Genomic DNA, 24618 nt, shown 5'->3' on the forward strand with positions numbered 1-24618 from the left:
TGTGAAGTAATGAGATGACCTTAACCCAATGTTCCCCGTTTCGCTGGCTGTCAGAATACTTTGGCGGTTTCTTTTTTTCCTATGGTGTATATCTCCCGTTTTGGGCGGTTTGGTTTGAGTATCTTGGTCTCAATTCAGGCGTGATCGGCACCTTGATTGGGCTTGGTTTTGCAACCCGTTGTGTGGCCAACTTAGTGTTCACACCGCGCGTACAACAGGTTGAAGCCTTGTTGCCGGCCCTGCGGGTCTTGACACTCATGGCGTTAGTGACGTGTGCCTTGCATCCTATGATGGGTGCCAATGTGTGGTGGCTGGCTTTGGTGACCGTGTTATTTAATTTAGCCATTGGTCCCTCCGTCCCGCTGTCAGATGCGCTCGCCAACTATTATGCGCGCCATAAAGTTATCGACTATGGTCGAACTCGCCTCTGGGGATCGATAGCCTTTATTGTTGGGTCGAGTTTGACCGGATGGCTGGTGACCGAGCAATCGGCGGCGATTATTCCCTGGATCGCGATTGGCGGCTTGTCTGCCTGTTTGCTACTGACGTTGCGTCGACCGACATTGATGCCACAAAGCGAGCACGATATGACCAATAGCAAAGTCTCGATGCGTCAGCTTTTCCGCGACCGTCAGGTGGTCGTGTTCTTGTTAATCGCCTCCCTGCTGCAAGGCAGCCACGCAGCGTACTACAGTTTTAGTGCGATCTACTGGAAGCAGGCTGGATATAGCGAGAGCATCGTGGGCTATTTGTGGAGCCTCGGGGTTGTCGCGGAAGTGGCAGTATTTGCCTTGGGGGCGCGGCTTTTTAATGGCTGGTCATCAAAAGCCTTGTTCCAATTGGCGGCTGTGGGTGTATTGCTGCGCTGGGGGATCACAGGGACGACGACCGCTGCGGTGCCTGTGATACTGGTGCAACTGCTTCATGGCATTACGTTTGCCGGCGCACACCTTGGCGCGATGCAGTACATTCAGCGCGAGTGTGGGGCGCGATTGGTGGCCACACAAGCGGCGTACAATGCGCTACCAATGGGCGCAGTGGTGGCGGCGCTGACCACGGCAAGTGGGTGGATTTATGCTGTATCGCCCTCTGGCACTTTTTATACCATGGCGCTGCTTGCGTTGCCTGTTTTCGTTTTACCCCTGCGTGAGCCGGCATTTTGGCGTGCCAAGCAAGCTAAGGTGGCATAAACAGGCCTAAGCTGTAATAAACCACGATTAGGCTTGCAGTAAAGTTAGCTAAGGTGCCCACAAAGCGAATACGAGACGATTGAGTGGGCGCCGATACCGTGTTACACCCAGCTCAAGGGTTCGGCAAAGGATTGCGTCAGGAAGGGAGCCATGACACAAGGCTGGGTAATTGTCTCTGTTTCACTGCTTTATATGGGCGCACTGTTCGCGATTGCTTGGTATGGTGATCGTCAACCGCGCTGGTTACGCTCATGGCGCCCGTGGATTTATAGCCTTTCTATCGCGGTGTATTGCACCTCTTGGACCTTTTTTGGCACGGTTGGCCAAGCGTCCAGCTCACCATGGTCATTCCTACCGATTTATCTTGCCCCTATCTTGGTGTTTACCCTTGGGTGGCGTTTTCTTGCCCGAATGATCTTGATCGCCAAGCGCGAGCACATTACCTCCATTGCCGACTTTATTGCGGCGCGATATGGCAAATCGCAGGGCTTAGCGGTGATGGTGACCTTGATTGCCGTAGTCGGTGTGCTGCCCTATATCGCGTTGCAACTGCGCGGTATTGCCATGGGGCTCGATGTTCTGTCGCCAGAGCTGGGGCAAAGCATTGGCTTGGCACAGCCCCAAATCGCCTGGCTCGTGTGTATCTCCTTGGCCGCATTTACCGTGTTATTTGGTACGCGTCATATTGACAGTACGGAGCACCACCGAGGGATGATGATGGCGGTCGCTTTCGAGTCGATCGTCAAGCTGGTCGCGTTTCTCGGGGTGGGTATTTTTGTGGTATGGCTGCTATTCCAAGCGCCCAGCTTGCCCGTGAGTCTTGAGGACTCTGGCGTGATTGGTCGCCCGGATGTGGGCAGCTTAATCATTCACACCTTGCTCACAGGGGCGGCAATCATTTGCTTGCCGCGCCAGTTTCACACCATGGTAGTGGAAAACACGCGCGCGAGTGATCTGAATACGGCGCGTAAAGTCTTCCCGACCTATTTGTTACTGATGCTGATTTTTGTGCTACCGCTCGCCTATGCGGGGCAAGCGTTGTTACCTGGAGCACCAGCTGATACGTATGTGATTCGGCTTCCGCTATCGGTAGGGGCTGAGGGGATGGCGCTACTGGCTTTTATGGGGGGGGCATCGGCTGCCAGCGGGATGGTGATTGTTTCAACCATTGCGTTGGCGATCATGGTATCGAACGATCTGGTGATGCCACTGTTGTTGCGGCGAATGAAGCTGAAATCCCGTAACTTTGCGCAGTTCTCTGGGCTGTTACTTAACGTTCGTCGTGCGCTGATCTTTTTGATCTTAATTGCCGCGTGGGGCTTCTATCATCTGATCCTCACTGTGCCCACTTTATCGGAAATTGGCTTTCTCTCCTTTGCGGCCATTGCTCAGTTTGCCCCTGCGATGATTGGCGCCTTGTACTGGCGTCAAGGCAACAAAAAAGGCGTATATGCTGGCTTACTCGTGGGGTTTTCACTGTGGTTGGTGACCATGATGACCCAAACCGGCATGCTGGCAGGAGATGGCCAATCTAACCTATTGATTTGGCTTATCACCCCTCCCGATTTTTCACCGTTTACTCACCTCAATACCGTGGATTGGGGACTGGCCTTCAGTGTGTTAATGAATGCTCTTGGCTTTGTGGTGGTTTCTTTACTCACGCGACCATCACTGAGTGAGCGTTTACAGGCCGCCGCGTTTGTTGGCATGCCACTGCCGGAAAACGATGATGCGCGCTTGTATCAAAGCCGGGTGACAGTGGCGGAGCTGGAGATGCTCGCGGCTCGCTTCGTGGGTCGCCGGCGCATGCGCCAGGCGTTTAGCCAATTTGCAGAGCAGCGTGGTGAAGAGCTGATGCCCCAACAACAGGCCAGCGCACCGCTGATCCGTCATACCGAGCGGGTGTTGGCAGGCGTGTTTGGTTCGTCGTCGGCACGCTTAGTCCTTTCATCGGCCCTTCAGGGGCGCAATATGCAGTTGGAAGAAATTGCCACCATTGTTGATGAGGCCTCTGAGCTGTTTGATTTCTCGCGGGGATTACTGCAAGGGGCTATCGAGCATATCAACCAAGGGATCTCTGTGGTGGACAAGCAACTGCGGCTGGTGGCATGGAATCAGCGCTACATTGATATGTTTCAATTTCCACCTGGGCTTATCCAGGTCGGGCGACCGGTCGCGGACTTAATCCGATTCAATGCTCAGCGCGGACTTTGTGGGCCGGGTGATCCGGAAGAGCATGTCAGCAAGCGAGTGCTGCACTTAACACGACGAAAACCGCATACTTCTTCGCGAGTGCATCCAGACGGACGAGTGATTGAGCTGCAGGGCAACCCGATGCCGGGCGGTGGTTTTGTCATGACATTTACCGATATCACCGCGTTTCGGGATGCGGAAGCGGCGCTCAAGCAGTCTAATGAAACCCTTGAAGCGCGGGTGACTGAGCGAACGCGTGAATTAGAGCGGCTAAATAGCCGATTGATTGATGCGACCCGCAAGGCTGAATCCGCCTCACAGTCGAAGAGTCGCTTTTTGGCCGCGGTCAGTCACGATTTGATGCAGCCACTTAATGCTGCACGTTTGTTTGCTTCGTCACTCAGTGAGATGGCGGCAAACCGAGATACTGAAGCCGTTGCTCAGCACATAGAAAGCGCACTAGAAAGTGCGGAAGTGTTGATTGGTGATTTGCTCGATATCTCACGCCTGGAGTCGGGCAAAATGAAAGCACGTATCGAGACCTTTGCATTAAGCGAGGTGTTTCATGCGCTAGAGGCGGAGTTTGGCGTACTGGCTCGCCGCCAGGGGTTGGACTTTCGCGTTGTGACCAGCCAGGTGTTTGTTCAGTCTGATAAGAACTTGCTGCGCCGGGTGCTGCAAAACTTTTTGACCAATGCCTTTCGCTACAACCCTGAGGGCCGAGTGTTGTTAGGTGTGCGACGGGCAGGGCGCGACTACCGCATTGAGGTGTGGGACGATGGCGACGGGATCCCTGTCGATCGTCAGCAAGATATCTTTCAAGAGTTCACCCGCATTGACCGCGAAGGGGCCGAGCAAGGGCTGGGCTTAGGGTTGGCGATCGCGAAGGGCATTAGCCAAATCCTCTCTCAGCCTCTGGCATTGCAGTCCTGGCCGGGTCGGGGCACGGTGTTCTCAATCACAGTGAATGCGAGCCAAGCGGAAAAGGTCGAGCCAAGTCCTGTGGCGCCTGCCACCTCATCGGCGCGAGAGCTCGAAGGTTGCCGTGTCTTATGTGTGGACAATGAGCAAGACATCTTGGATGGGATGGCGCAGCTTTTATCACGGTGGGGATGCGACGTTCGCTGCGCCCCTGACGTGAGTGGTGCGATCAAGACGATCGGCGAGCAATGGCAGCCTGAGTTTGTCCTGAGTGACTATCACTTAACGAACCAGCAAACGGGGTTGCAAGTGCTACAACAATGCCAACTAAAAGTAGGGTGCTGCTTTCAAGGGGTGATCATCAGTGCTGACCGCAGCGCCGAGACACAACAGACCGTGACTGGACTAGGCTTTATGTATCTCTCTAAACCGGTAAAGCCGCTTAAGTTGCGTGCATTATTACAACAGCGAGGAAAACGATGACCCCTTTTACCCTACCGCGCCTAGAAACAGATGTGGGTATTGTTAAGGTGGCAGGGCACTTTAACCCTGTTGATGGGCATATCGAGGTTGATGAATTGGCACACCTAGACGGTGATGGGTGGGCGGATGTGAGTCATTGGCTGACAGAGCAAGCGTATGAAAACAAAATCGCCACCATCGTAGCGGCGATCCGAACATCGTTGATGTCAATTGACGCGTGAATGGCAACCGTCTCACATTATGACGCATCCTGCGCCTGTTGGTGCTCGGTATAAAACGTTTTATGTTCGATAAAGGTCACTGGCGTTTCGGCATAATAGTGGCTCCCTTTCATACTCACGGCCAGGCGGATTTGCGTCTCTTCGCTGCGTGGTGCTGGCAGAGAGACCGTCCAGGTCATGCCTTGTTCATCGCGGATTTGCATGGTTTGCGGTGCGATGTTTGTCAGGCCGATTTGTGCGCCTTCCAGGGGCAGCTCGCTGACCAACCGCAGCGTTAGCCGGTTGTTTTCGACGCCTTGCGATTCCAGTTTGAGTTTCATATCGCCATTTTCGAGCTGACAAAACCCGCTGGTATAACGGCAATTAGAACGGACCGCCAGCGGATAGCTTTGCCCTGGCTGAGCGGCTTTGGGCGTCTCAGACACACTGGCATCGACGGCAAAATAGGCGATCACCGCTAACACTGGCGCAACCAGCATCGCAATAACCACATGTTTATTGGTGAGTAAACGCGTGACCGTTGACATCATGCCTCTCCTTGGCTGGTCGTAACCAACAGTATAAAAGCCCCCGCAGGGGCTTGATAGGTTAACACGGGATTAGTGTGATTGCGCATCACCGGCTCCAGACGGCATACGAACGTGCTCGACCAAATCTTGCACCTCTTGCGGTGTTTCTTTGGTCATGCGCGAGACAATGATCGCCACGGCAAAGTTGCACACGGCCCCTACTGCGCCAAAGGCATTGGGCTCGATACCCAGTATCCAGTTGCTACCGAGGCTTTCTAAGTATGTCCAGTCAGAGATAAACAAAATCCCCTTGTGTTGGAATACGTAGAACAGGGTAACGCTGATCCCCGCGACCATACCGGCAATCGCCCCTTCTTTGTTAATGGTCTTGGTAAAGATCCCCATCATGAGTACCGGGAAAATCGATGACGCGGCTAAGCCGAACGCCAGTGCCACCGTCCCGGCCGCAAAGCCTGGTGGGTTGAGCCCTAAGTAGCCGGCCCCAGCAATGGCTAATGCCATAGATATCCGGCTTGCCAGTAGCTCGCCTTTTTCGCTGATATTTGGATTGACGACCCCTTTAATTAAGTCGTGGGATATGGCTGACGATATCGCAAGCAACAACCCGGCGGCAGTCGACAGTGCCGCGGCTAAGCCACCGGCGGCGACCAGGGCAATCACCCAGTTAGGTAGCTTGGCAATCTCTGGGTTGGCCAGCACCATGATGTCGCGGTCAACACGTAGCTCATTGGTTTCTGAATTCGAGGTGTATTGAATTTTCTGATCACCGTTTTTGTCTTCAAAGCCTAGCAGCCCGGTGGTTTCCCAGTTCTTAAACCAGTCTGGACGATGGTCATAGGCGAGGTTGTCACCGTTCGGTAGATTCACCGTGTCCATTAAGTTCAAGCGCGCCATTGCCGCCACCGCAGGTGCTGAGGTATACAAAATCGCGATAAAGAACAGCGCCCAACCGGCAGATGTCCGTGCATCACGCACCTTAGGGACGGTGAAAAAGCGAATAATAACGTGGGGTAAACCGGCCGTACCTATCATCAGTGACATGGTGTAGGCAAACATGTTGAGTGTACTACCCCGCACGGCGGTGGTGTATTCGACAAAGCCGAGTTCGGTCACCACCTGATCGAGTCGGTCGAGCAAGTACTGATCCGTCCCCGCCATGGTGCTACCTAAACCAAGCTGTGGTAATGGGTTACCCGTCAGTTTGAGGGAGATGAAGATTGCGGGAATAGTGTAAGCTAAAATGAGCACGCAATACTGAGCAATTTGGGTGTAGGTAATGCCTTTCATCCCGCCCATCACGGAATACATAAAGACAATGACCATCCCGATTAATAGCCCGGTGGAATAGTCGACTTCTAAGAAGCGGCCAAAGGCGACGCCCACCCCTTTCATCTGGCCGATAACATAGGTGACGGAGGCGATGATCAAACAAACGACGGCAACAATGCGCGCGGTTTTTGAATAGAAGCGTTCACCGACAAACTCTGGCACGGTAAACTTGCCAAACTTACGTAGGTAAGGGGCGAGCAACAGTGCGAGGAGGACGAAGCCGCCCGTCCAGCCCATCAAAAAGACCGAGCCCCCATAGCCCATAAACGCGATTAAGCCGGCCATAGAAATGAACGAGGCAGCTGACATCCAGTCGGCAGCGGTCGCCATCCCGTTCGCCACTGGGTTCACCCCGCCACCGGCGACATAGAACTCTTTGGTGGAGCCTGCGCGTGCCCAGATCGCAATCCCAATATAGAGGGCGAACGTGAACCCGACAACAATATAAGTAATGGTTCTTAAATCCATGTGTTAGTCCTCTTACTCGTCGTCCACGCCGAACTCGCGATCGAGTTTGCGCATTTGTTTGGCATACACAAATATGATGCCGAGGAAGGTATAAATCGATCCCTGCTGAGCAAACCAGAACCCAAGTTTGTAGCCACCAATTTGAATAGTATTGAGGGCATCCACGAATAAGATCCCACAGCCGAATGAGACAACAAACCAGACAATCAGCAGACTGATCATCAGTTTGACGTTTCTGTCCCAGTAGGCTTTCGCGTGTTCCTTGCTTTGAAACGCCATCGCCTTCTCCTTGTTTAGCACGTTAATGGAATGTTACTTGAAGACGATAGCAGGGGATGGACGAAGCGACATTGCAACTTTAGTCGAGCGCAGTCAGCGATAATGAGCGGAAAAAGCAGGGTTTTTGTGAGCTAGGTACGGCTGACTCGGGTTGAGCCAGCCAAGTCTTTCGCCAAAGGTCTAACTGAGGTGATAAAACTTTTGGATGCCTTCGAGTAAATTCGCAACGGCGACCGAGGCAAGGATCAGCCCCATGACGCGGCTGATAATCGACGCCCCCACATTCCCAATCACTTTGTGAATCACATTGGCGCCGAGGAGTAAGACCAAGGTCGCGACCAAAACAACAAACATCACCCCAGCGGTCACCGCTTGTTCCGCAATGGCATACCGATTGTTATCTGTGAGCATGACTACCGCCATCATGGCACCGGGGGAGGCAATAGAAGGGACGGCGAGTGGATAAACCGCGGTGGCGGCAATTTCTGCTTTATCAACGTCTTCACTCAGCATTTTGGCTTCTTGGCCGGGTTTTCCTTCACCGAAAATCATGGTGAGGGAAAACAATAGCAACACCAAGCCACCGGCCGCTTGGAATGCGGGTAACGGGATTTGCATGGCTTCAAGCAAAATCTGACCGACAATTAAAAAGAACAGCAAAATGGCAAAGGCAATTGCCAAGGCTTTCACCGCGACGCGGCGCTTTTGTTTGGCGGACATGTGGCTGGTTTGCGACAGATAGATGGGCACGCTACCGACAGGGTCGATCACGGCCCATAAAATCACGAATTGCGTAGCAAGAATACTTAACATAGGCGCTCCAAAGTCGGTGTCTAGAGCGCTAGCGTATCAAAGTTCGATATTAGATTGCTGCAATAAAATCACCGCCTGAGTGCGGTTTTTCACGCCCAGTTTGCGAAATATAGCCGTCATGTGGGCTTTAATGGTCGCTTCGGATACCGCTAAGTCATAAGCGATCTGCTTATTCAGCAAGCCATCGCAAAGCATTCGCAATACTTTGTACTGCTGTGGGGTGAGTGTGGCGAGTTTGTCAGATAAGCTTTCGCTCTCATCGTCTTCGCCGAGATTATCTGGAAAGCAGGGCGTGCCGTCGAGCACTTGGGTTAACGACTGTACCAACGCACGCATATCGCTGGATTTAGGAATAAAGCCAAAGGCACCATGAGCGCGTACCTGACGGATCACACTCGGCTCTTCACTGGCAGAGATCACCACAATCGGTAGGGTGGGATATTGGTGACGCAGCGCAATCAGCCCTGACATGCCATTCGCGCCAGGCATTTTTAGGTCGAGCAGCACCAAGTCGACCTCAGCATCTCGCGCTAAGATCTGATTTAAACTGTCTAAGCTGTCTGCCTCTAGCAGGTTGGCTCCGCTTATCGCCATATGCACGGATTGAAAGAGGGCGTTCCGAAACAGTGGATGATCATCAGCGATAACGATGGTGTGTTGCGCTTCCATAATGCGGCTATCTTCCCTTTGTTTTCAATAAAGCTACCACCAGATATGGGGTTTATCAATTTTGTAACAAGAGAACTAAGAGATTGATCATTGCTCGCTTTTTACTTCATGTTTCAATCCATGCTGGCGTAGGTGAGTCATGAAAGCTTGAGGTGCTAAAAAGCCGGTAATGCGGGCTGTCGCATGACGCTCTCCATTGGGTAACCAAAAGTCGAGTGTGGGTAGCCCGGCCACGTCTTGGGTGCGCATTAACGCAAAATCATTAGGACGATTTTCACTCAGATCCACTTTAATGCGGTGCATGCGGCTGAGCTGCTGAGCCACAGCCGGATCCGTGAAGGTTTTTTGGGCGAATTGTTTACACGGAATGCACCAATCGGCGTAGTAATCAACCAAGGCGACTTGTTGATTAGCCGCGGCGCTGGCGAGCTCTGCATCAAGTGCTTCTTGCGAGTTGACGGTGATAAATGGCGGTGCGGTAGCAGGGGTTGTCGGTGGCACTGTCGCTTGGTGGGTTCGCGCAATATAAAGCGCACTGGCACCCAGTGCAGCAATCAATAATCCAGCAGCCAGCGTGAAGCGACGACCCGGTTTCATACTTGTTCCTTTTGCGGCAAATAGGATGAGTATACACACATACCATGATTCGCCTCGAAAAAGGAAATGATGACCTCAAGATGTGCTCACATCGTGAGGCACTGCCACATCAGTGGCAGTGCGTCGCCGACGCTTAGACGCGTTTTTTTGCGCGGCCTTGCACCGCCTTAAAACGTGGATTGGTTTTGCAAATGACGAACATGCGTCCGCGACGCCGAACGACTTGACAGTCAGGATGGCGTTGACGGGCACTTTTTAGTGAATTGACGACTTTCATGCCTGTTCCTTTTTGCGGCGACCGACTTGGCCAAACTTACGCGCAAAGTGGGCAACTCGGCCTTCTTTGTTCGTCGCTCGTTGCTTTCCGGTATACACCGGGTGTGAGGCGCTCGAGATATCCAGTGGATAGTAAGGATAGGTTTTGCCATCTTGCCACTCGATGGTACGTGATGTTTGTAAGGTTGAGCCGACAATAAAATAGGCGTCAACGCTGGTGTCATGAAAAACGACAGAACGATATTCGGGGTGGATATTGGCTTTCATAACGACTCCCTATTGTTTGTTATGATATAACATAACACTTACTAAGGAGGATGAAAAGTCCATCAGTGTCTAGGTGAAAGATCTCAATTTCTGAACTTTTTGTTGTCAGTTCGCGAAAAGTGTTACTTTTTCTTACCTGAATCAACATGCGCGTGACTGTATCTGGTTAGGATTTGGCCATGGTGCTGAGCGCGGTTGCTCACATCTCCCACCAAGGATGGTGCTTATCGGTGGTGGTAAGCAGACGGAGGAATCGTCATATCGTATCTACGCCCTAATACGCCATGTGCGTGCCATAAGACAATGAATGCATGTGAACGGGCGTGTGGGGACGTCTATCCAAAGTAGGAGAAAGTTATGTTCTTGGTTGAGTTATTAGTGGTACTCAGCTGCATCTTAATCGGTGCCCGTATCGGCGGCATTGGTTTAGGTGTGATGGGCGGGGTCGGGCTCGCGGTACTCAGTTTTGGTTTCGGTTTGCAACCCACGCATCCACCTATCGACGTGTTGCTGATGATCATGGCGGTGGTCGCCGCTGCAGCAACCATGCAAGCTGCAGGTGGCTTGGATTTTTTAATTAAAATTGCCACCAATATATTACGTAAAAACCCACGTCACATTACCTTTGTTGCCCCTTTAGTGACTTATGTCTTCACCATGATGGCGGGAACCGGACACGTTGCCTATTCGGTATTGCCGGTGATTGCTGAAGTCAGTCGCAAAAGCGGCATTCGTCCGGCTCGCCCTTTGGGTATGGCGGTCATTGCCTCGCAATTTGCGATTGTAGCCAGCCCCATCGCGGCAGCGGTGGTTGCATGTGTGGCCTTTTTGGAGCACAAAGGGATTACGCTCACTGATGTACTGTCGGTCACCATTCCTAGCACCTTTATCGGCCTTGCTTTGGCGTGTGTGATTGTTAATAAGCTAGGTAAAGAGCTTAAAGACGATCCTGAATATCAACGTCGCCTGCAAGACCCTGACTTTCGTCGAGAAATGGAAGCGGATTTGGCGGTGGAAGATATCGAAGTCACGCCGGAGGCGAAGAAATCGGTTGGCTTGTTCTTATTTGGTGCCTTAGCCGTGGTCATAATGGGGGCATTCCCAACCCTGCGCCCGGCCTTTGATGGCGAGCCAATGGGGATGGCGCATACCATTGAAATCGTGATGCTGTCAGTGGGTGCATTGATCATTTTGACCTGTAAGCCGGACGGTAATGCGATTAGCCAAGGCTCGGTATTCCATGCTGGGATGCGCGCCATTGTCGCTATCTTTGGTATTGCGTGGCTAGGTGATACCTTGATTGGTGGCCATGGTGAGATGGTGAAAGAGGCGGTGTCTGGCTTGGTAGAAATGGCGCCATGGACATTTGCGTTTGCGCTGTTCGCCTTGTCAGTGATGGTGAACAGTCAAGGTGCGACGACAGCGGTATTGGTGCCGGTGGCGATTACCTTGGGGCTGCCACCCTCGATGATCATTGCGACCTTTGTGGCCGTCAACGGCTATTTCTTTATTCCTAACTACGGGCCTATCATTGCCTCCATCGACTTTGACCGAACCGGCACCACGCGGATTGGTAAGTACATTTTTAATCACAGCTTTATGGCACCAGGCTTGCTGAGTATGGTGTTCAGTATCGCTTGTGGCTTGCTGATTACGCAGGTGCTGTAACGGCGGTTTACGGTATAAAAGAAGGGCGCTGTCAGCGCCCTTTGTTGTCTCTATCGGTCGTCGGTGTCTGTTGTGAGTGACCCACTACGATGACTGACCCACTACGCGTTAAAACGTTTACCGCGATACTTAGGATGCATCAGGTTTTCAACCGAGAAGATCTCGTCCAGCTCCCCCTCGGTCATTAAACCGCGTTCGAGCACCACTTCTTTAACGCTCTTACCTGTTTCAGCACAAATCTTACCGACAATATCGCCCTCGTGGTGGCCGATAAAGGGGTTAAGATAAGTGATGATGCCAATCGAGTTATGCACATAGTGCTCGCACACCGCTTGGTTAACGGTAATCCCGCTCACACATTTTTCACCGAGATTGCGGCAACCATTGGCTAAAATCGAGATAGACTCAAACAGCGCCTGCCCAATGACGGGCTCCATCACGTTAAGCTGGAGCTGACCGGCTTCGGCGGCAAAGGTGATGGTGGTGTCATTCCCCATTACCCGGTAGCAAACCTGGTTAACCACTTCTGGGATCACCGGGTTAACCTTAGCGGGCATGATGGATGAACCGGCCTGCATTTCGGGTAGGTTAATTTCATTGAGCCCCGCACGTGGGCCCGAGGAAAGTAGACGGAGGTCGTTACAAATCTTCGATAGTTTCACTGCCAGGCGTTTTAGCGCACCATGCACCATCACATAGGATCCACAGTCTGACGTGGCTTCAATCAAATCTTCGGCCGGGATACAGGGTAAGCCCGTGATTTCAGCTAGGCGTTTTACCGCCAGTTGTTGATAGCCTTCGGCGGCATTCAACTTAGTACCAATCGCGGTCGCGCCGAGGTTGACCTCTAACAGTAACGCTGCGGTGTATTTGATGTTTTTAATCTCTTCACGCAGTAGCACTGAGAAGGCTTTGAACTCTTGCCCGACCGTCATCGGCACCGCATCCTGCAGCTGGGTGCGGCCCATTTTGATCACGTGTGCATAGGCTTCGGCCTTGGCGTCGAATTCTTTTTGCAGATAATCAATCGCATCCATTAATTTTAGAATGCTGTTGTAAACGGCAATACGAAAACCGGTGGGGTAGGCACAATTGGTCGATTGGCTCTTATTGACGTGATCGTTGGGATTAATCACATCATAGTCACCTTTTTCGTGCCCCATCAGCTCAAGCGCAAGGTTGGCAATCACCTCATTGGCATTCATGTTGACTGACGTCCCAGCGCCGCCTTGAAAGACGTCCGAGGGGAATTGATCCATGCATTTGCCTGTTTGTAGGATTTGGTCGCAGGCTTTGATGATGTAATCGCCGACATCTGCGGGGATCACGCCGAGCTCTTGGTTTGCCATCGCGGCGGCTTTTTTGGTGTAAACCATGCCGCGTACGAAATCGGGGATATCAGAAATCCGGGTGCCGGAAATAGTAAAGTTTTCGATCGCCCGCAGCGTATGGATGCCGTAGTAGGCATCGGCAGGTACCGCGCGTTGGCCGAGTAAATCTTCTTCTAAACGGGTTGCTGTGGTTAGGGTTGAGGTTTCATTGGGTGTTATAATCGTCTGAGACATGCGTTGGCCTTAACATCAAGTTATTATAATGATTAAAACGTCGCCACAAATTTTGCTGTAGAATCCATTCCTCAGAGATTTTGGCTGGATGTATTATCTGTTACATCCTTTCAGCCGCCATTACAGCATATAATGCGGTGAAAAGGGCTGACCCCGGTCACAGCTGTAGCATGGCGCACAGACAAAATGCGCTTTCTTGCACTTTGATTCAAGGGCTAAATTCGGTTTCGTTGTTCGGCTTTTGGCGGATTTTGATGTTAGGATGAACAGTCCATTTCCAGCGCGAGGTGAATCGTGTTTCCAATCTTATTGCTGCTATTTATTCTGGTCCCAGTGATTGAAATCGGCCTGTTCATTCAGGTTGGTGGTTGGTTGGGATTGTGGCCAACACTGGCGCTGGTTTTGATCACCGCATTCGTCGGCGCCTCTTTGGTACGGAGTCAAGGACTGATGACTCTGGCTTCGGTGCAAGATAGGCTCAACCGCGGTGAGTTACCCGCCCAGCAAATCCTTGAAGGCGTGATGCTGGCCGTCGCCGGTGTGCTGCTGTTAACGCCAGGTTTCATGACCGATGCGATGGGGATGTTGGTGCTTTTGCCTGGGCCGCGAGCCGCGCTCGCCAAACAAGTGATGAAGCGCGTCACTGTGTCTCAAGCGAGCTTTAGCCAAGGTAACTTCCATCAAGGGGGCAATACGCAAGGTCCTTTTGGGGAGGATCCGTTCCGTCGCGGAGGCCGTGGTGAGGATGGCAATACCTTTGAGGGGGAATATGAGCGCAAAGATGACGACGATGATGACCATCGCCTGCGCTAAGCCATGTCGGGGTTAAACCCAGCCAAAAGGCCGCATGAGGATGCGGCCTTTTTCGATCATGGCGTCCCGCTTACTCGGTGAGCTCGGGGCGCTGACGGTATTGGTCGAGTGATGCTGGGTTATCCAGCGCACTTAACTGCGCCACGTCTTGGCCATGGACCACATCGCGCACTGCCAACTCGGCCAGTTTCCCTGACTTGGTGCGTGGAATATCGCTCACCTCGGCAATTACGGCGGGAACGTGACGCGGCGTGCACTGGGTGAGGATGGTTTTTTTGATGGTTTGCTTGAGTGACTCATCCAGTGTGACTCCGGCGGCGAGTTTGACGAACAGCACCACGCGGACATCATTTTGCCATTGCTGACCAATGACCACCGAATCCATGATCTCGCTAAGCTGATTCACATGGCGATAGATTTCCGCCGTACCAATTCGTACCCCGCCTGGATTTAATACCGCATCAGACCGGCCATAGAACACCATACCACCTTGTGCAGTCAGGCGTACATAGTCACCATGAAACCAGATATCATCAATCTTGTTCCAATAGGCATTGTGGTAGCGGCTGCCATCGGTATCGTGCCAAAAGCCAACCGGCTGGTTGGGGAAGCTATTACAACACACCAGCTCCCCTTTCTGCTCTTCAACCGCTTGGCCTTGGGCGTTAAACACTTGTACATCGAGCGCCAAGCCTCGCTTTTGGCTTTCGCCGCGATAAACCGGTGACAGTGGGCTGCCAAGAACAAAACAGCCACAAATGTCGGTGCCGCCCGCAATCGAGCTTAACTGCAGATCGGACTTTATCTTTTGATAGACATAATCAAACTGCTCGGGCGCAAGTACCGAGCCGGTCGAACATAGGACGCGTAGCGACGCCAGCGAGTAATCATCTTTTGGCGCCACCCCTTGTTTTTCCAATGCCTCTAAGTATTTCGCCGCCGTGCCAAAAAGGGTGAGCTGGTGCCGCTCGGCCAGTCGCCAAAGTACTCCCGCATCCGGATAAAACGGCGAGCCATCATAAAGCACCAAGGTCGCGCCACTTGCTAAAGCGCTGACTTGCCAATTCCACATCATCCAGCCGCAGGTGGTGAAATAGAAAAAGCGATCGCCGGGGCGTACATCCGAATGGAGCTGATGCTCTTTCAAATGATTGAGCAATATCCCCCCCACCGAATGAATAATGCACTTGGGCTTACCCGTGGTGCCGGAAGAGTACAGCACAAAGAGTGGGGCATTGAACGCCACGCGGGTAAAGCGAAGCGGCGGCGCGTCGTTAGTCAATAAATCTTGCCAATTATCCACGCCAGCAGGTAAAGAAGGTCGATCACCATCAAAAGGGATCACCACTAGGCGCTCAATGGCCGGTACGTTATCCACCACCTGCTGCGCTTTATTCAGGCAGTCATAAGTTTTGCCGTTGTAGTGGTAGTGATCGGTGGTAAACAGCACTTTGGGCTCGGTTTGGCCAAAACGGTCTAACACACTGTCGACGCCAAAGTCCGGTGAAGTTGAGGTCCAAATCGCGCCTAGTGCCGCGGTGGCAAGCATCGCAATCACGGTTTCCGGTAGGTTGGGTAAATAGCCGGCAACCACATCGCCTGGTTGAACGCCTTGCGTATCTAGGTAGTGACGGATGGCCGCCACCTGATCGACGAGCTCACGCCAAGTGAGGGTGCGTGCTACCTCATGCTCACCGCTAAAAATCATCGCCGGTTGGTCGGCATATTGCTCTGCGTGCTTGAGCAGGTTTTCGGCATAGTTCAGACGTGCGGTGGGAAACCACTGGCTATCCCGATTAGGGTGCTCGGGGTCGATATCGCACACTCTCTCGCCCGGATCGCCGATCACGCCAGCAAATTGCCATAACTGTTGCCAAAAATCGCCGCTTTGGCGTACTGACCATGCATAAAGATCGTCATAGCCACTCAGCTGGGTGTCGTGATCTTGATTCACGGCACGGATAAACGCGGCGAGTAAGGTGTGGGTTTGACGTTCCTTATCCGGCGCCCACAACAATCCGTCTTTCATGTCCTCTCCTTAGCTCTTATCAGGGTGTGCCTGTATAAATGCATCCAGCGCTTGGCATTGTGATTCAATGCGCGTCAGGGTTGGGTAGGCCGTTAAATCAAACGCAAATCGGCGTGCATTAAACAGCTGCGCGACCAAACAAATATCGGCCAAATTGGGCGCTTCGCCGCCAATAAAGGGGCTGTCTAATCCTTGTAATTTGGCTTCCAAACCATCGAACCCTTGTTTTAGCCAATGGTGATACCAAGTGATTTTGTCGTCATCACTGTGGCCAAAGGGGCCGGTTAAGTATTGCAGAACCCGCAAGTTATTGAGTGGATGCACATCACAGGCAATGTCGAGCGCCAGTGATCGACACTGGGCTTTTTGCACTGGATCACTGGGGAGCAGTTTGACCTGTGGATAGCGCTCGTCGAGGTATTCGATAATGGCGAGCGATTGGCTCAAGGTGACATCGCCATCGACCAAGGTAGGCACTAAACCGGCGGGGTTGAGCGAACGATAGGCGTCGCTGTGCTGGTGTTTATCCAGCAGGGACACGGTTTCTCGTTGGTAAGTGAGGCCTTTAAGGCCAAGGGCGATGCGGACGCGGTAGGCCGCGGTCGACTTACTGTAATCATAAAGCAGCATACAAGCTCCTAGACGGCGTCAACGTCAAGCGCGCCTAGAGACTCTAGGCGCGCATCAAGGTTACTCCGGGATGTAACGGGTCACGGTTTGCTCAATGGCGCCGAAAATAGATGCCTCTTGGCTGTCGCGCATATCGATGGTGACGCTATCGCCAAAGGTCATAAACGGGGTTTTTGCCTCACCTTGGTCGATAATTTCCAGCATGCGCTTTTCGGCTAAGCAGCACGAGCCTTTGCTGCGATCGGTGTTGGACACAGTACCGGAGCCAATAATGGTCCCCGCACTGACATGGCGGCTTTTCGCCACATGGGCGACCAGCTCGGCAAAATCAAAGGTCATATCCACACCGGCGTCGGGTGACCCGAACCATTCGCCGTTGAGGGTGACATGCATCGGTAAGTGGACTTTATGATCGCACCAGTGATCGCCCAGCTCATCTGGGGTAACCGCCACTGGTGAAAATGCAGAAGCCGGCTTGGATTGGAAAAAGCCGAACCCTTTGGCAAGCTCGCCGGGGATCAGGTTGCGCAGTGAAACGTCGTTGACCAGCATCAGCAGTTTAATGTGTTGGCCCGCTTTGTCAGCATTAAGGTGCATGGGGACATCATCGGTGACGACGGCAAGCTCGGCTTCAAAGTCACAGCCCCATGCATCATCGACCAATTCAATCTCGTCACGTGGACCGAGAAAGCCATCAGACATGCCTTGATACATCAGCGGGTCGGTCCAAAAACTCTCAGGCATTTGTGCGCCGCGTGCTTTGCGCACCAGTTCAACGTGGTTAACGTAGGCACTACCATCCGCCCACTGATAGGCGCGGGGCAGTGGTGAGTCGCAGACAATGGGGTCAAAGGCAAAGGACTCACTGACTTGGTTGTCGTTGAGCGCGTCGTAGCGTTGAGTCAGTTTGGGCGCAAGTGTCGCCCAGTTATCGAGCGCCGCTTGTAGTGTGGGCGCAATATCGTCGGCGTGGACGGCGCGAGTAAGGTCACGAGAGACCAAAATCAATTTGCCATCACGTCCGTGTTTGAGTGAAGCCAGTTTCATTGCTTTCTCCTTCGCTATTCTGCGTCACTTGGCGTGCGCCAAGAGTAAACATAATCGGTCAGCTCGGTGGTTTTCGCCGCGTCGCCCATATCAAGTGGCATGCGGGTATCGATCATCACCGCCACTTCATCGGTCTCTTTTTTCTGATGCTTTTTGCCCGCGGCAAAGGCTTTTGGGTGAGGACCATGTGGGAAGCCACAAGGGTGTAAGGTCACCATGCCGGCATCAATGTTATCGCGGCTGAAAAAGTCACCTTGGTGATAGAAAAGCACCTCATCATAGTCATCGTTATTGTGGTAGAAAGGCACCTTCAGTGCGCCAGGATCGGACTCGATCGGGCGGGGGACAAAGGTACAAATCACAAAACCTTGCGCGACAAAGGTGGTGTGCGCCGATGGCGGCAAGTGATAACGATGGCTCATTAATGGGCGGATATCTCGCCAGTTGAGTCGGAACACGGTGAGGTTACCTTTCCAGCCCACCGCATCGAGTGGGTTGTAAGGATAGGTGACACGGTTAAGCTGCTGGCGCGATTTGATCATCACCTGCCAACTTTCGCTGTCGGATTGCTGGGCTTTAAAGCTATCGTCAATGCGTGCATGTTCTAACACCGCGGGGTCAAACACCGCATGTTCGCCGACAATGCCTCGTTCGGCGCTCATGTAGGAGCCGTGTGTCGCTTCAATCATCAACAAGGTGGTGGCCTCATCCGGCACCAGTCGCCAGCTGGTGGCGCGAGGAATGATCAAATAATCGCCTTTGCTGTAGCGCAAGTGGCCATAATCGCAATACAGTGAGCCTTCGCCCTGATGGACAAACAAGCAATCGTCGCCATCGCTGTTGCGCACCAGATAAGACATGGCGGTATCGGTGCGCCATAAGCGAACCTGAACGTTGGCATTGGATAACAGCACCGGCGCATCCATTGGCGACGTACCTTGAGTTTCAACTCGGTTGGTGTCAAAAGCATGCGGTCGCAATGGCCCTTCCCACTCGCTCCAGCCCGTCGGGGGATGGCGGTGATACATATGACTGGCCGGGCCAAAAAAGCCTTCCTTGCCACACTCGCGTTCGTAGGTTCCCTCGGGAAAGTCGCAGTGGGCTTGACGAGAGGCATCTCCTTCACGAATGGGGAATGAAAACCACTTTCGCATAACTCGCTCCTTGTGCTGGGCGGCCGAGCTCACTGGGACCGCCAAATAGTTTCAAAAGAAACAATCTATCTGTGTATACTAGCGATCAGAGACGAGAAAAAGCAACGTGGTGTTAACAAATATTTTACCTTGTGTGTTCAGTATTTTTGCCGCTTAAAAACCTTAAGTGTAAACAAAGCACTACCTTTGCATCTTATCGAAGCCTCTCGTAAAGTAGGCTATATGATTTCACTTGAAACTAATTGATATGACCCTTCCTCATTTAACGCTCGATAGCTTTTTGCCTTATAAGCTGGTTCACACGGCGGAGTTGGTGGCAGATAGTCTTGCGGCACGTTATGAAGCAGAGTTTGGATTATCGCGTCCAGAATGGCGCGTGCTGGCCTCTTTGGGGGCACGGGATGGCGTGATGGCGAAAGATTTAGCCGCAGAAACGCGGCTGGATAAAGTAAAAGTGTCGCGCTTGCTTACCCGTTTAGAGCAGCACCAGCTGGTAGAGCGACGCGCGTGCCAAGGTGATCAACGCGCCGCGTTAGTCCATTTGACCGACAAAGGCCGCACCCATTACCAGACCATTGTTCCCAAGGTGTTGGAGTGGGAAAAAGCCATGCTTGAGGGACTCAGTGCCGCGCAGTATCAAGCGCTTTATCAGGCGTTAGACGCTCTGCAGCACCGCGTTCATGAGTTGGCTCAGACGGGCAATGACGCCGCGAGTGTTTGACGGCGCAACACCACAGCATAGAGGTACGCCATAATACCCGCCAGCAGGTTGGCAATCGCGATGCCCGCAAACAAGCCATGGGTGCCGTTGACCATGCCGCCCAGCCACGCACAAGGTACTAAAAAGACAAACAAACGGACGAGGTTGCAGGCGAACGAATGCAGCGAACGCTTCATCGCATTCAGGCCGCCGACCAATAACATCAAGGTGCCTTGTAAGCCGTAACTTGCCGGGACCACCATTAAATAGTGGGCAATTTCTTGTTGCACCCGCACATCGTCACTGAATAAATTCGCAATCAAATCGATAAAAGGCCACAGCGACAAGTACAAGGCAAACTGGAACAAGATGGCAAATCGCATCGCGCTAAACAGCGCTTGAAAGGCCCGTTGATGGTATTGCGCACCAAAGTTTTGCGACATTAAGGGCGTGAGCGATGACGTCATCGCCATCATCACAATTAATAAAATGGCTTCAATACGCTGAGCGGCGCCATAGGCGGCAACGCTTTCTGTTCCCTGTGAGGCGAGCATCATCATTAAAATGGCGCCTGCGGCTGGGTTTAAGGCATTGGTCATTCCAGCCGGCATGCCAATTTTGAGGATCTGACGCACGTCAGTCGCTAGCTTGGTCCATTGCGGCGCCATCAGCAGTCGCTCACGGCGAATTAGTATACTCAACGCGGCAACTAATGCCCCCGCCCAACTGACGGCACTGGCGATGGCCGCCCCTTGCACTCCCAGTTCTGGAAATGGGCCCAAACCAAAAATCAGTAAGGGGTCGAGCGCTCCATTAATCAGGCCGGAGACCATCATGATTTTTGCTGGGGTTTTTGTATCGCCCGTGGCGCGGATAGCCGCGTTCCCTGCCATCGGCACGACGAGCAATGGAATAGTGAGATACCACACCTGCATGTAATCGTGGATTAATGGCAATAAGCTATCGCTTGCCCCCAACGCTGAGAACACCGGATTGATGGTGGCGGCTCCTAACCAACCGACGACCATCACCATGAGTACCGCCAAGATCAAACCATGACTCGAGACCCGCGCGGCATCTTGATGATCACCCTGGCCGAGTAATCGCGCGACCAAGGCGGCAATGCCGACCCCTAATCCTAGCGTGATGGAGTTAACTGCAAAGGTGATGGGAAAGGTGAAGCTCACCGCAGCGAGTGCTTCCGTGCCAAGCAGTGAAATAAAGAAGGTATCCACCACATTAAACATGATGATCGCGAACAGCCCAAATACCATGGGCACGGTCATCTTACGCAATGTGAGGTTGATCGGGGCGGACAGCAGCCCGTGTTTGTCGTTCATAATCGCTTATCACTGGGTTGGGACGGCTTACCCTAGCGGATCCTCACAATCGGAGAAAGTTGCCAGTCTAAAAAAACAAAAAAATTGCTGTAAAACCCTTGGGAAAGAAAAAGGGCGTCCCCACATAGGGAGTTACATCAGGAACCGGACGCATGTACGGCCTGTGTGCATACTTACTTCATCAAACGGAACATCATTACTAATTCAGGAGACGACCGATGAACATTCGTCCACTACATGATCGCGTTATCGTTGAGCGCCAAGAAGCTGAGTCTAAATCAGCAGGCGGCATCGTGTTAACTGGTTCTGCTGCAGAAAAGTCTACCCGCGGCAAAGTGCTGGCGGTAGGCAAAGGCCGTATTCTTGAAAACGGCAACGTGCAGCCATTGGACGTTCAAGTGGGTGACACTGTTATCTTCTCTGAAGGCTTTGGCACCAAGACGGAAAAAATCGAGGGTCAAGAAGTTCTGATCTTGTCTGAAAGCGACATCATGGCAATCGTTGAATAATTCATTTCACCTCCAATCAATAAATTAAGAAAGGAATAGAATCATGGCTGCTAAAGACGTTAAATTTAGTGACGACGCGCGTGCGAAAATGCTCGAAGGTGTGAATGTTCTGGCTGATGCCGTGAAAGTCACACTGGGCCCTAAAGGCCGTAACGTAGTACTAGACAAATCATTCGGTGCCCCAACCATCACCAAAGATGGTGTCTCTGTTGCCCGTGAAATTGAACTGGAAGACAAGTTCCAGAACATGGGCGCACAAATGGTGAAAGAGGTGGCGTCTCAGTCAAACGACGCGGCGGGTGACGGTACGACAACTGCAACTGTATTGGCGCAATCTATCGTCAATGAAGGCTTGAAAGCGGTTGCAGCGGGCATGAACCCAATGGATCTGAAGCGCGGTATCGATAAAGCGGTTGTGGCCGCGGTGGAAGAGCTGAAAAACCTGTCAGCGCCTTGCACCAGCAATAATGCCATCGAGCAAGTGGGCACGATTTCAGCGAACTCTGACCACACCGTTGGTAAGATCATCGCTCAAGCGATGGAAAAAGTGGGTCGTGACGGCGTGATCACCGTGGAAGAAGGTCAATCACTGCAAGACGAACTGAGCGTCGTAGAAGGCATGCAGTTCGATCGTGGTTACCTATCTCCTTACTTCATCAATAACCAAGAAGCCGGTAACGTTGAACTGGATAACCCATTTATCCTACTGATCGACAAAAAAGTGTCGAACATCCGCGAGCTGCTACCAACCCTTGAAGCGGTTTCTAAAGCGTCTCGTCCTCTGCTGATCATTGCAGAAGATCTTGAAGGTGAAGCGCTGGCGACATTGGTGGTTAACAACATGCGTGGCATCGTCAAAGTCGCTGCCGTGAAAGCGCCTGGCTTTGGTGACCGTCGTAAAGCGATGCTGCAAGATATCGCAACCTTGACGGCGGGCACTGTGGTTTCTGAAGAAATCGGCATGGATCTAGAGAAAGTGACGCTGGAAGACCTAGGTCAAGCCAAGCGCGTCACTGTCACTAAAGACAACACCACTATCGTTGACGGTGTCGGTGAGGAAGCGGCGATTGAAGGGCGTGTTGCGCAGATTCGCCAGCAAATCGAAGAAGCAACCTCAGACTACGACAAAGAAAAACTGCAAGAGCGCGTCGCGAAACTGGCTGGCGGTGTTGCAGTGATCAAAGTCGGCGCAGCGACCGAAGTCGAAATGAAAGAGAAGAAAGATCGCGTTGAAGATGCTCTGCATGCAACGCGTGCGGCGGTTGAAGAAGGCGTGGTTGCCGGTGGCGGTGTTGCCTTAATCCGTGCGGCGAGCAAAGTTGGCGAGCTGAAAGGTGACAACGAAGAGCAAAACGTCGGCATCCGTGTTGCACTGCGCGCTATGGAATCACCACTTCGTCAAATCGCGACTAACGCGGGTGATGAAGACTCAGTGGTTGCTAACAAAGTGAAATCTGGCGACAACCACTTTGGCTACAATGCATCAACCGGCGAATACGGTGACATGATTGAGATGGGCATCCTTGACCCAACTAAGGTGACACGTAGTGCACTACAGTTCGCTGCCTCTGTTGCGGGTCTGATGATCACGACGGAAGCCATGGTTACCGATCTGCCACAAAAAGACGGCGGTGCTGATATGGGCGCGGCTGCTGGTATGGGTGGCATGGGCGGAATGGGCGGCATGATGTAATCGCCTTTCCCTCAGAAATGAAAAACCCAGCTTCGGCTGGGTTTTTTCGTTGTGTGCTGCCAGAATCGATTTTAATCGTCAGTGTGTTGAAGTGGATGAGAATAAGTTCATCACGGCCACACCGGCAACAATCAGTGTCATCCCAATCACCGCCGGCGTATCGAGCTTCTGGTCGAACACCAACCAACCAATGAGCGCTATCAATGTCACGCCCGCGCCCGCCCATATCGCATAGGCGATGCCTACAGGAATGGCGCGTAAAGTGAGGGCGAGTAGATAGAAAGAGAAACTGTATCCCACTACCACTAATATCGAAGGAACGAGCTTAGAAAAGCCGTCACTGTTTTTGAGTGATGCGGTTGCAATCACCTCTGCCACAATAGCAAACCCTAGAAAAAGCCAATGCTTCATATCGATGACTCCCAAGTGAGAAACAGGTGAGCCATGCTACCAGCCAATTTTTATGATGTATGCCTCATTTTGAGTAGAGAAGAGTGAAAGACACGATCGGACATGTAAGCCAAGGTGAACACGAGCGGCAAAATATAGCAGGTAAAGTAGGCAAAATGTCTTACTCTGTACGCTTTTTGTTCAGGTGACATTTTTTTTGCAAAAAGGGGTTGCGGGAAAAACTGAGATCTCTATACTGCGCTTCCTGTTGACGGGGCAACGAGACGCAAGTCACGAAATGCCAACCACTCAGTCAACACGCTCTTTAACAATTTGACCTATGCAATCTGTGTGGGCACTCGTTGAGAATAGACAAAAAGATTTATTCGATGAACTGAGTGACCAAACGACAACTTTTACAGTGAAAAACTGAGATCTCTATACTGCTCTCTATACTGCGCTTCCTGTTGACGGGGCAACGAGACGCAAGTCACGAAATGCCAACCACTCAGTCAACACGCTCTTTAACAATTTGACCTATGCAATCTGTGTGGGCACTCGTTGAGAATAGACAAAAAGATTTATTCGATGAACTGAGTGACCAAACGACAACTTTTACAGTTGTTCGGCACAGTCAATTCGTTTGTCTCGTAAGAGACGAACAAAACAGTATTTATCGAGCCGTTTGTCTTTCCTTTTGGGAAAGCAAACACCAAAACTTAAATTGAAGAGTTTGATCATGGCTCAGATTGAACGCTGGCGGCAGGCCTAACACATGCAAGTCGAGCGGAAACGGCAGTATTGAAGCTTCGGTGGATTTACTGGACGTCGAGCGGCGGACGGG

23 protein-coding genes and 1 rRNA gene are annotated in these 24618 nt (G+C 52.2%); 9 read left to right on the forward strand and 15 right to left on the reverse strand.

What is annotated here, in order from left to right; genetic code table 11:
* The first annotated feature begins 14 nt into the window (after nucleotides 1–14).
* The 3 genes from BZG72_RS12655 (at nucleotide 15) to BZG72_RS12665 (ending at nucleotide 5008) form a co-directional block, all read left to right on the forward strand.
* Nucleotides 15–1190, forward strand: coding sequence for a 3-phenylpropionate MFS transporter (locus BZG72_RS12655; RefSeq protein ID WP_077666941.1), 1176 nt, complete (start codon nucleotides 15–17; stop codon nucleotides 1188–1190).
* A 150-nt stretch (nucleotides 1191–1340) separates the two neighbouring features.
* The gene (locus BZG72_RS12660) at nucleotides 1341–4787 is read left to right on the forward strand and encodes a hybrid sensor histidine kinase/response regulator (protein WP_077666942.1); all 3447 of its coding nucleotides are present in this window, start codon (nucleotides 1341–1343) and stop codon (nucleotides 4785–4787) included.
* On the forward strand, nucleotides 4784–5008 hold the full coding sequence (locus BZG72_RS12665) for a hypothetical protein (protein WP_077579409.1): 225 nt from the start codon (nucleotides 4784–4786) through the stop codon (nucleotides 5006–5008). The genes BZG72_RS12660 and BZG72_RS12665 overlap by 4 nt, the downstream gene beginning before the upstream one ends.
* A gap of 17 nt (nucleotides 5009–5025) precedes the next feature.
* On the opposite strand, the gene BZG72_RS12670 is transcribed toward BZG72_RS12665, so the two are convergent.
* From BZG72_RS12670 to BZG72_RS12705, 8 genes are all read right to left on the reverse strand, one after another.
* Nucleotides 5026–5538, reverse strand: a complete 513-nt coding sequence (locus tag BZG72_RS12670; protein ID WP_046074538.1) for a hypothetical protein — start codon at nucleotides 5536–5538, stop codon at nucleotides 5026–5028.
* Between the two features lie 69 nt (nucleotides 5539–5607).
* A complete protein-coding gene (locus tag BZG72_RS12675) occupies nucleotides 5608–7335 on the reverse strand; it encodes a sodium:solute symporter family protein (RefSeq protein ID WP_077666943.1) in 1728 nt (575 codons plus the stop codon).
* A 12-nt stretch (nucleotides 7336–7347) separates the two neighbouring features.
* A complete protein-coding gene (locus tag BZG72_RS12680; RefSeq protein ID WP_046074540.1) occupies nucleotides 7348–7614 on the reverse strand; it encodes a DUF4212 domain-containing protein in 267 nt (88 codons plus the stop codon).
* 180 nt (nucleotides 7615–7794) lie between these two features.
* Entirely contained in the window at nucleotides 7795–8427 is a 633-nt protein-coding gene (locus BZG72_RS12685; protein WP_077666944.1) for a MarC family protein, read from the reverse strand.
* A 36-nt stretch (nucleotides 8428–8463) separates the two neighbouring features.
* Nucleotides 8464–9096 carry a response regulator gene (locus tag BZG72_RS12690; RefSeq protein WP_046074542.1) on the reverse strand — a complete coding sequence of 211 codons (633 nt, stop codon included), beginning with the start codon at nucleotides 9094–9096 and terminating at the stop codon, nucleotides 8464–8466.
* A gap of 87 nt (nucleotides 9097–9183) precedes the next feature.
* A complete protein-coding gene (locus BZG72_RS12695) occupies nucleotides 9184–9693 on the reverse strand; it encodes a thioredoxin fold domain-containing protein (RefSeq protein WP_077666945.1) in 510 nt (169 codons plus the stop codon).
* A 133-nt stretch (nucleotides 9694–9826) separates the two neighbouring features.
* Nucleotides 9827–9970, reverse strand: coding sequence for a type B 50S ribosomal protein L36 (gene ykgO / locus BZG72_RS12700; protein WP_077639285.1), 144 nt, complete (start codon nucleotides 9968–9970; stop codon nucleotides 9827–9829).
* On the reverse strand, nucleotides 9967–10236 hold the full coding sequence (locus BZG72_RS12705) for a type B 50S ribosomal protein L31 (RefSeq protein WP_046074544.1): 270 nt from the start codon (nucleotides 10234–10236) through the stop codon (nucleotides 9967–9969). The genes ykgO and BZG72_RS12705 overlap by 4 nt, the downstream gene beginning before the upstream one ends.
* Nucleotides 10237–10593: 357 nt before the next feature.
* Between BZG72_RS12705 and BZG72_RS12710 the strand changes: the two genes are divergently transcribed.
* Entirely contained in the window at nucleotides 10594–11904 is a 1311-nt protein-coding gene (locus tag BZG72_RS12710; RefSeq protein WP_077666946.1) for an anaerobic C4-dicarboxylate transporter family protein, read from the forward strand.
* Nucleotides 11905–12005: 101 nt separating this feature from the next.
* On the opposite strand, the gene aspA is transcribed toward BZG72_RS12710, so the two are convergent.
* On the reverse strand, nucleotides 12006–13469 hold the full coding sequence (gene aspA, locus BZG72_RS12715; protein ID WP_046074546.1) for an aspartate ammonia-lyase: 1464 nt from the start codon (nucleotides 13467–13469) through the stop codon (nucleotides 12006–12008).
* Nucleotides 13470–13763: 294 nt separating this feature from the next.
* Between aspA and BZG72_RS12720 the strand changes: the two genes are divergently transcribed.
* Complete coding sequence (locus BZG72_RS12720; protein ID WP_077607354.1) at nucleotides 13764–14282, forward strand: FxsA family protein; 519 nt, start codon at nucleotides 13764–13766, stop codon at nucleotides 14280–14282.
* Nucleotides 14283–14352: 70 nt separating this feature from the next.
* Here the strand turns inward: BZG72_RS12720 and BZG72_RS12725 are convergent, their stop codons facing one another.
* Genes BZG72_RS12725 through BZG72_RS12740 form a run of 4 tightly spaced genes read right to left on the reverse strand, consistent with a single transcriptional unit; the run spans nucleotide 14353 to nucleotide 19142 of the window.
* Nucleotides 14353–16311: an acetoacetate--CoA ligase gene (locus tag BZG72_RS12725; RefSeq protein WP_077666947.1), complete on the reverse strand. Its 1959-nt coding sequence runs from the start codon at nucleotides 16309–16311 to the stop codon at nucleotides 14353–14355.
* A gap of 9 nt (nucleotides 16312–16320) precedes the next feature.
* Nucleotides 16321–16941 carry a maleylacetoacetate isomerase gene (gene maiA / locus BZG72_RS12730; protein WP_046074549.1) on the reverse strand — a complete coding sequence of 207 codons (621 nt, stop codon included), beginning with the start codon at nucleotides 16939–16941 and terminating at the stop codon, nucleotides 16321–16323.
* Nucleotides 16942–17001: 60 nt separating this feature from the next.
* Nucleotides 17002–17988: a fumarylacetoacetate hydrolase family protein gene (locus BZG72_RS12735; protein WP_077666948.1), complete on the reverse strand. Its 987-nt coding sequence runs from the start codon at nucleotides 17986–17988 to the stop codon at nucleotides 17002–17004.
* Nucleotides 17989–18002: 14 nt separating this feature from the next.
* Nucleotides 18003–19142: a homogentisate 1,2-dioxygenase gene (locus tag BZG72_RS12740; protein ID WP_077666949.1), complete on the reverse strand. Its 1140-nt coding sequence runs from the start codon at nucleotides 19140–19142 to the stop codon at nucleotides 18003–18005.
* A gap of 232 nt (nucleotides 19143–19374) precedes the next feature.
* Here BZG72_RS12740 and BZG72_RS12745 point away from each other — a divergent pair, with 232 nt between their 5' ends.
* Nucleotides 19375–19863 (forward strand): MarR family winged helix-turn-helix transcriptional regulator, encoded by a 489-nt coding sequence (locus tag BZG72_RS12745; protein WP_338013103.1) that lies wholly within the window; start codon nucleotides 19375–19377, stop codon nucleotides 19861–19863.
* On the opposite strand, the gene BZG72_RS12750 is transcribed toward BZG72_RS12745, so the two are convergent.
* Nucleotides 19833–21182, reverse strand: a complete 1350-nt coding sequence (locus tag BZG72_RS12750) for an MATE family efflux transporter (protein WP_077666950.1) — start codon at nucleotides 21180–21182, stop codon at nucleotides 19833–19835. The genes BZG72_RS12745 and BZG72_RS12750 overlap by 31 nt on opposite strands.
* 218 nt (nucleotides 21183–21400) lie before the next feature.
* On the opposite strand from BZG72_RS12750, the gene BZG72_RS12755 reads away from it, so the two are divergent.
* Together BZG72_RS12755 and groL are read left to right on the forward strand one after the other, a co-directional pair.
* Complete coding sequence (locus tag BZG72_RS12755) at nucleotides 21401–21691, forward strand: co-chaperone GroES (RefSeq protein WP_046074554.1); 291 nt, start codon at nucleotides 21401–21403, stop codon at nucleotides 21689–21691.
* Between the two features lie 43 nt (nucleotides 21692–21734).
* Nucleotides 21735–23384, forward strand: coding sequence for a chaperonin GroEL (groL, locus tag BZG72_RS12760; RefSeq protein ID WP_046074555.1), 1650 nt, complete (start codon nucleotides 21735–21737; stop codon nucleotides 23382–23384).
* 78 nt (nucleotides 23385–23462) lie between these two features.
* Here groL and BZG72_RS12765 read toward each other — a convergent pair whose 3' ends face one another.
* Entirely contained in the window at nucleotides 23463–23795 is a 333-nt protein-coding gene (locus BZG72_RS12765; RefSeq protein WP_046074556.1) for an SMR family transporter, read from the reverse strand.
* Between the two features lie 700 nt (nucleotides 23796–24495).
* Between BZG72_RS12765 and BZG72_RS12770 the strand changes: the two genes are divergently transcribed.
* A 16S ribosomal RNA gene (locus BZG72_RS12770) occupies nucleotides 24496–24618 on the forward strand; the annotation flags it as partial.

The organism is Salinivibrio sp. PR6 (assembly GCF_001995955.1).
Classification (GTDB): Bacteria; Pseudomonadota; Gammaproteobacteria; order Enterobacterales; family Vibrionaceae; genus Salinivibrio; species Salinivibrio siamensis.

What these genes read in the sequence shown, in the direction of transcription:
- BZG72_RS12695 (WP_077666945.1), bottom strand. Translation starts at nt 9,693, where the DNA reads ATGAAACCGGGTCGTCGCTTCACGCTGGCTGCTGGATTATTGATTGCT.
- ykgO (WP_077639285.1), bottom strand. Translation starts at nt 9,970, where the DNA reads ATGAAAGTCGTCAATTCACTAAAAAGTGCCCGTCAACGCCATCCTGAC.
- BZG72_RS12680 (WP_046074540.1), bottom strand. Translation starts at nt 7,614, where the DNA reads ATGGCGTTTCAAAGCAAGGAACACGCGAAAGCCTACTGGGACAGAAAC.
- BZG72_RS12660 (WP_077666942.1), top strand. Translation starts at nt 1,341, where the DNA reads ATGACACAAGGCTGGGTAATTGTCTCTGTTTCACTGCTTTATATGGGC.
- BZG72_RS12655 (WP_077666941.1), top strand. Translation starts at nt 15, where the DNA reads ATGACCTTAACCCAATGTTCCCCGTTTCGCTGGCTGTCAGAATACTTT.
- BZG72_RS12690 (WP_046074542.1), bottom strand. Translation starts at nt 9,096, where the DNA reads ATGGAAGCGCAACACACCATCGTTATCGCTGATGATCATCCACTGTTT.
- BZG72_RS12765 (WP_046074556.1), bottom strand. Translation starts at nt 23,795, where the DNA reads ATGAAGCATTGGCTTTTTCTAGGGTTTGCTATTGTGGCAGAGGTGATT.
- BZG72_RS12685 (WP_077666944.1), bottom strand. Translation starts at nt 8,427, where the DNA reads ATGTTAAGTATTCTTGCTACGCAATTCGTGATTTTATGGGCCGTGATC.
- maiA (WP_046074549.1), bottom strand. Translation starts at nt 16,941, where the DNA reads ATGCTGCTTTATGATTACAGTAAGTCGACCGCGGCCTACCGCGTCCGC.
- BZG72_RS12710 (WP_077666946.1), top strand. Translation starts at nt 10,594, where the DNA reads ATGTTCTTGGTTGAGTTATTAGTGGTACTCAGCTGCATCTTAATCGGT.
- BZG72_RS12705 (WP_046074544.1), bottom strand. Translation starts at nt 10,236, where the DNA reads ATGAAAGCCAATATCCACCCCGAATATCGTTCTGTCGTTTTTCATGAC.
- BZG72_RS12675 (WP_077666943.1), bottom strand. Translation starts at nt 7,335, where the DNA reads ATGGATTTAAGAACCATTACTTATATTGTTGTCGGGTTCACGTTCGCC.
- BZG72_RS12740 (WP_077666949.1), bottom strand. Translation starts at nt 19,142, where the DNA reads ATGCGAAAGTGGTTTTCATTCCCCATTCGTGAAGGAGATGCCTCTCGT.
- BZG72_RS12755 (WP_046074554.1), top strand. Translation starts at nt 21,401, where the DNA reads ATGAACATTCGTCCACTACATGATCGCGTTATCGTTGAGCGCCAAGAA.
- BZG72_RS12750 (WP_077666950.1), bottom strand. Translation starts at nt 21,182, where the DNA reads ATGAACGACAAACACGGGCTGCTGTCCGCCCCGATCAACCTCACATTG.
- BZG72_RS12735 (WP_077666948.1), bottom strand. Translation starts at nt 17,988, where the DNA reads ATGAAACTGGCTTCACTCAAACACGGACGTGATGGCAAATTGATTTTG.
- BZG72_RS12670 (WP_046074538.1), bottom strand. Translation starts at nt 5,538, where the DNA reads ATGATGTCAACGGTCACGCGTTTACTCACCAATAAACATGTGGTTATT.
- BZG72_RS12725 (WP_077666947.1), bottom strand. Translation starts at nt 16,311, where the DNA reads ATGAAAGACGGATTGTTGTGGGCGCCGGATAAGGAACGTCAAACCCAC.
- BZG72_RS12665 (WP_077579409.1), top strand. Translation starts at nt 4,784, where the DNA reads ATGACCCCTTTTACCCTACCGCGCCTAGAAACAGATGTGGGTATTGTT.
- aspA (WP_046074546.1), bottom strand. Translation starts at nt 13,469, where the DNA reads ATGTCTCAGACGATTATAACACCCAATGAAACCTCAACCCTAACCACA.
- groL (WP_046074555.1), top strand. Translation starts at nt 21,735, where the DNA reads ATGGCTGCTAAAGACGTTAAATTTAGTGACGACGCGCGTGCGAAAATG.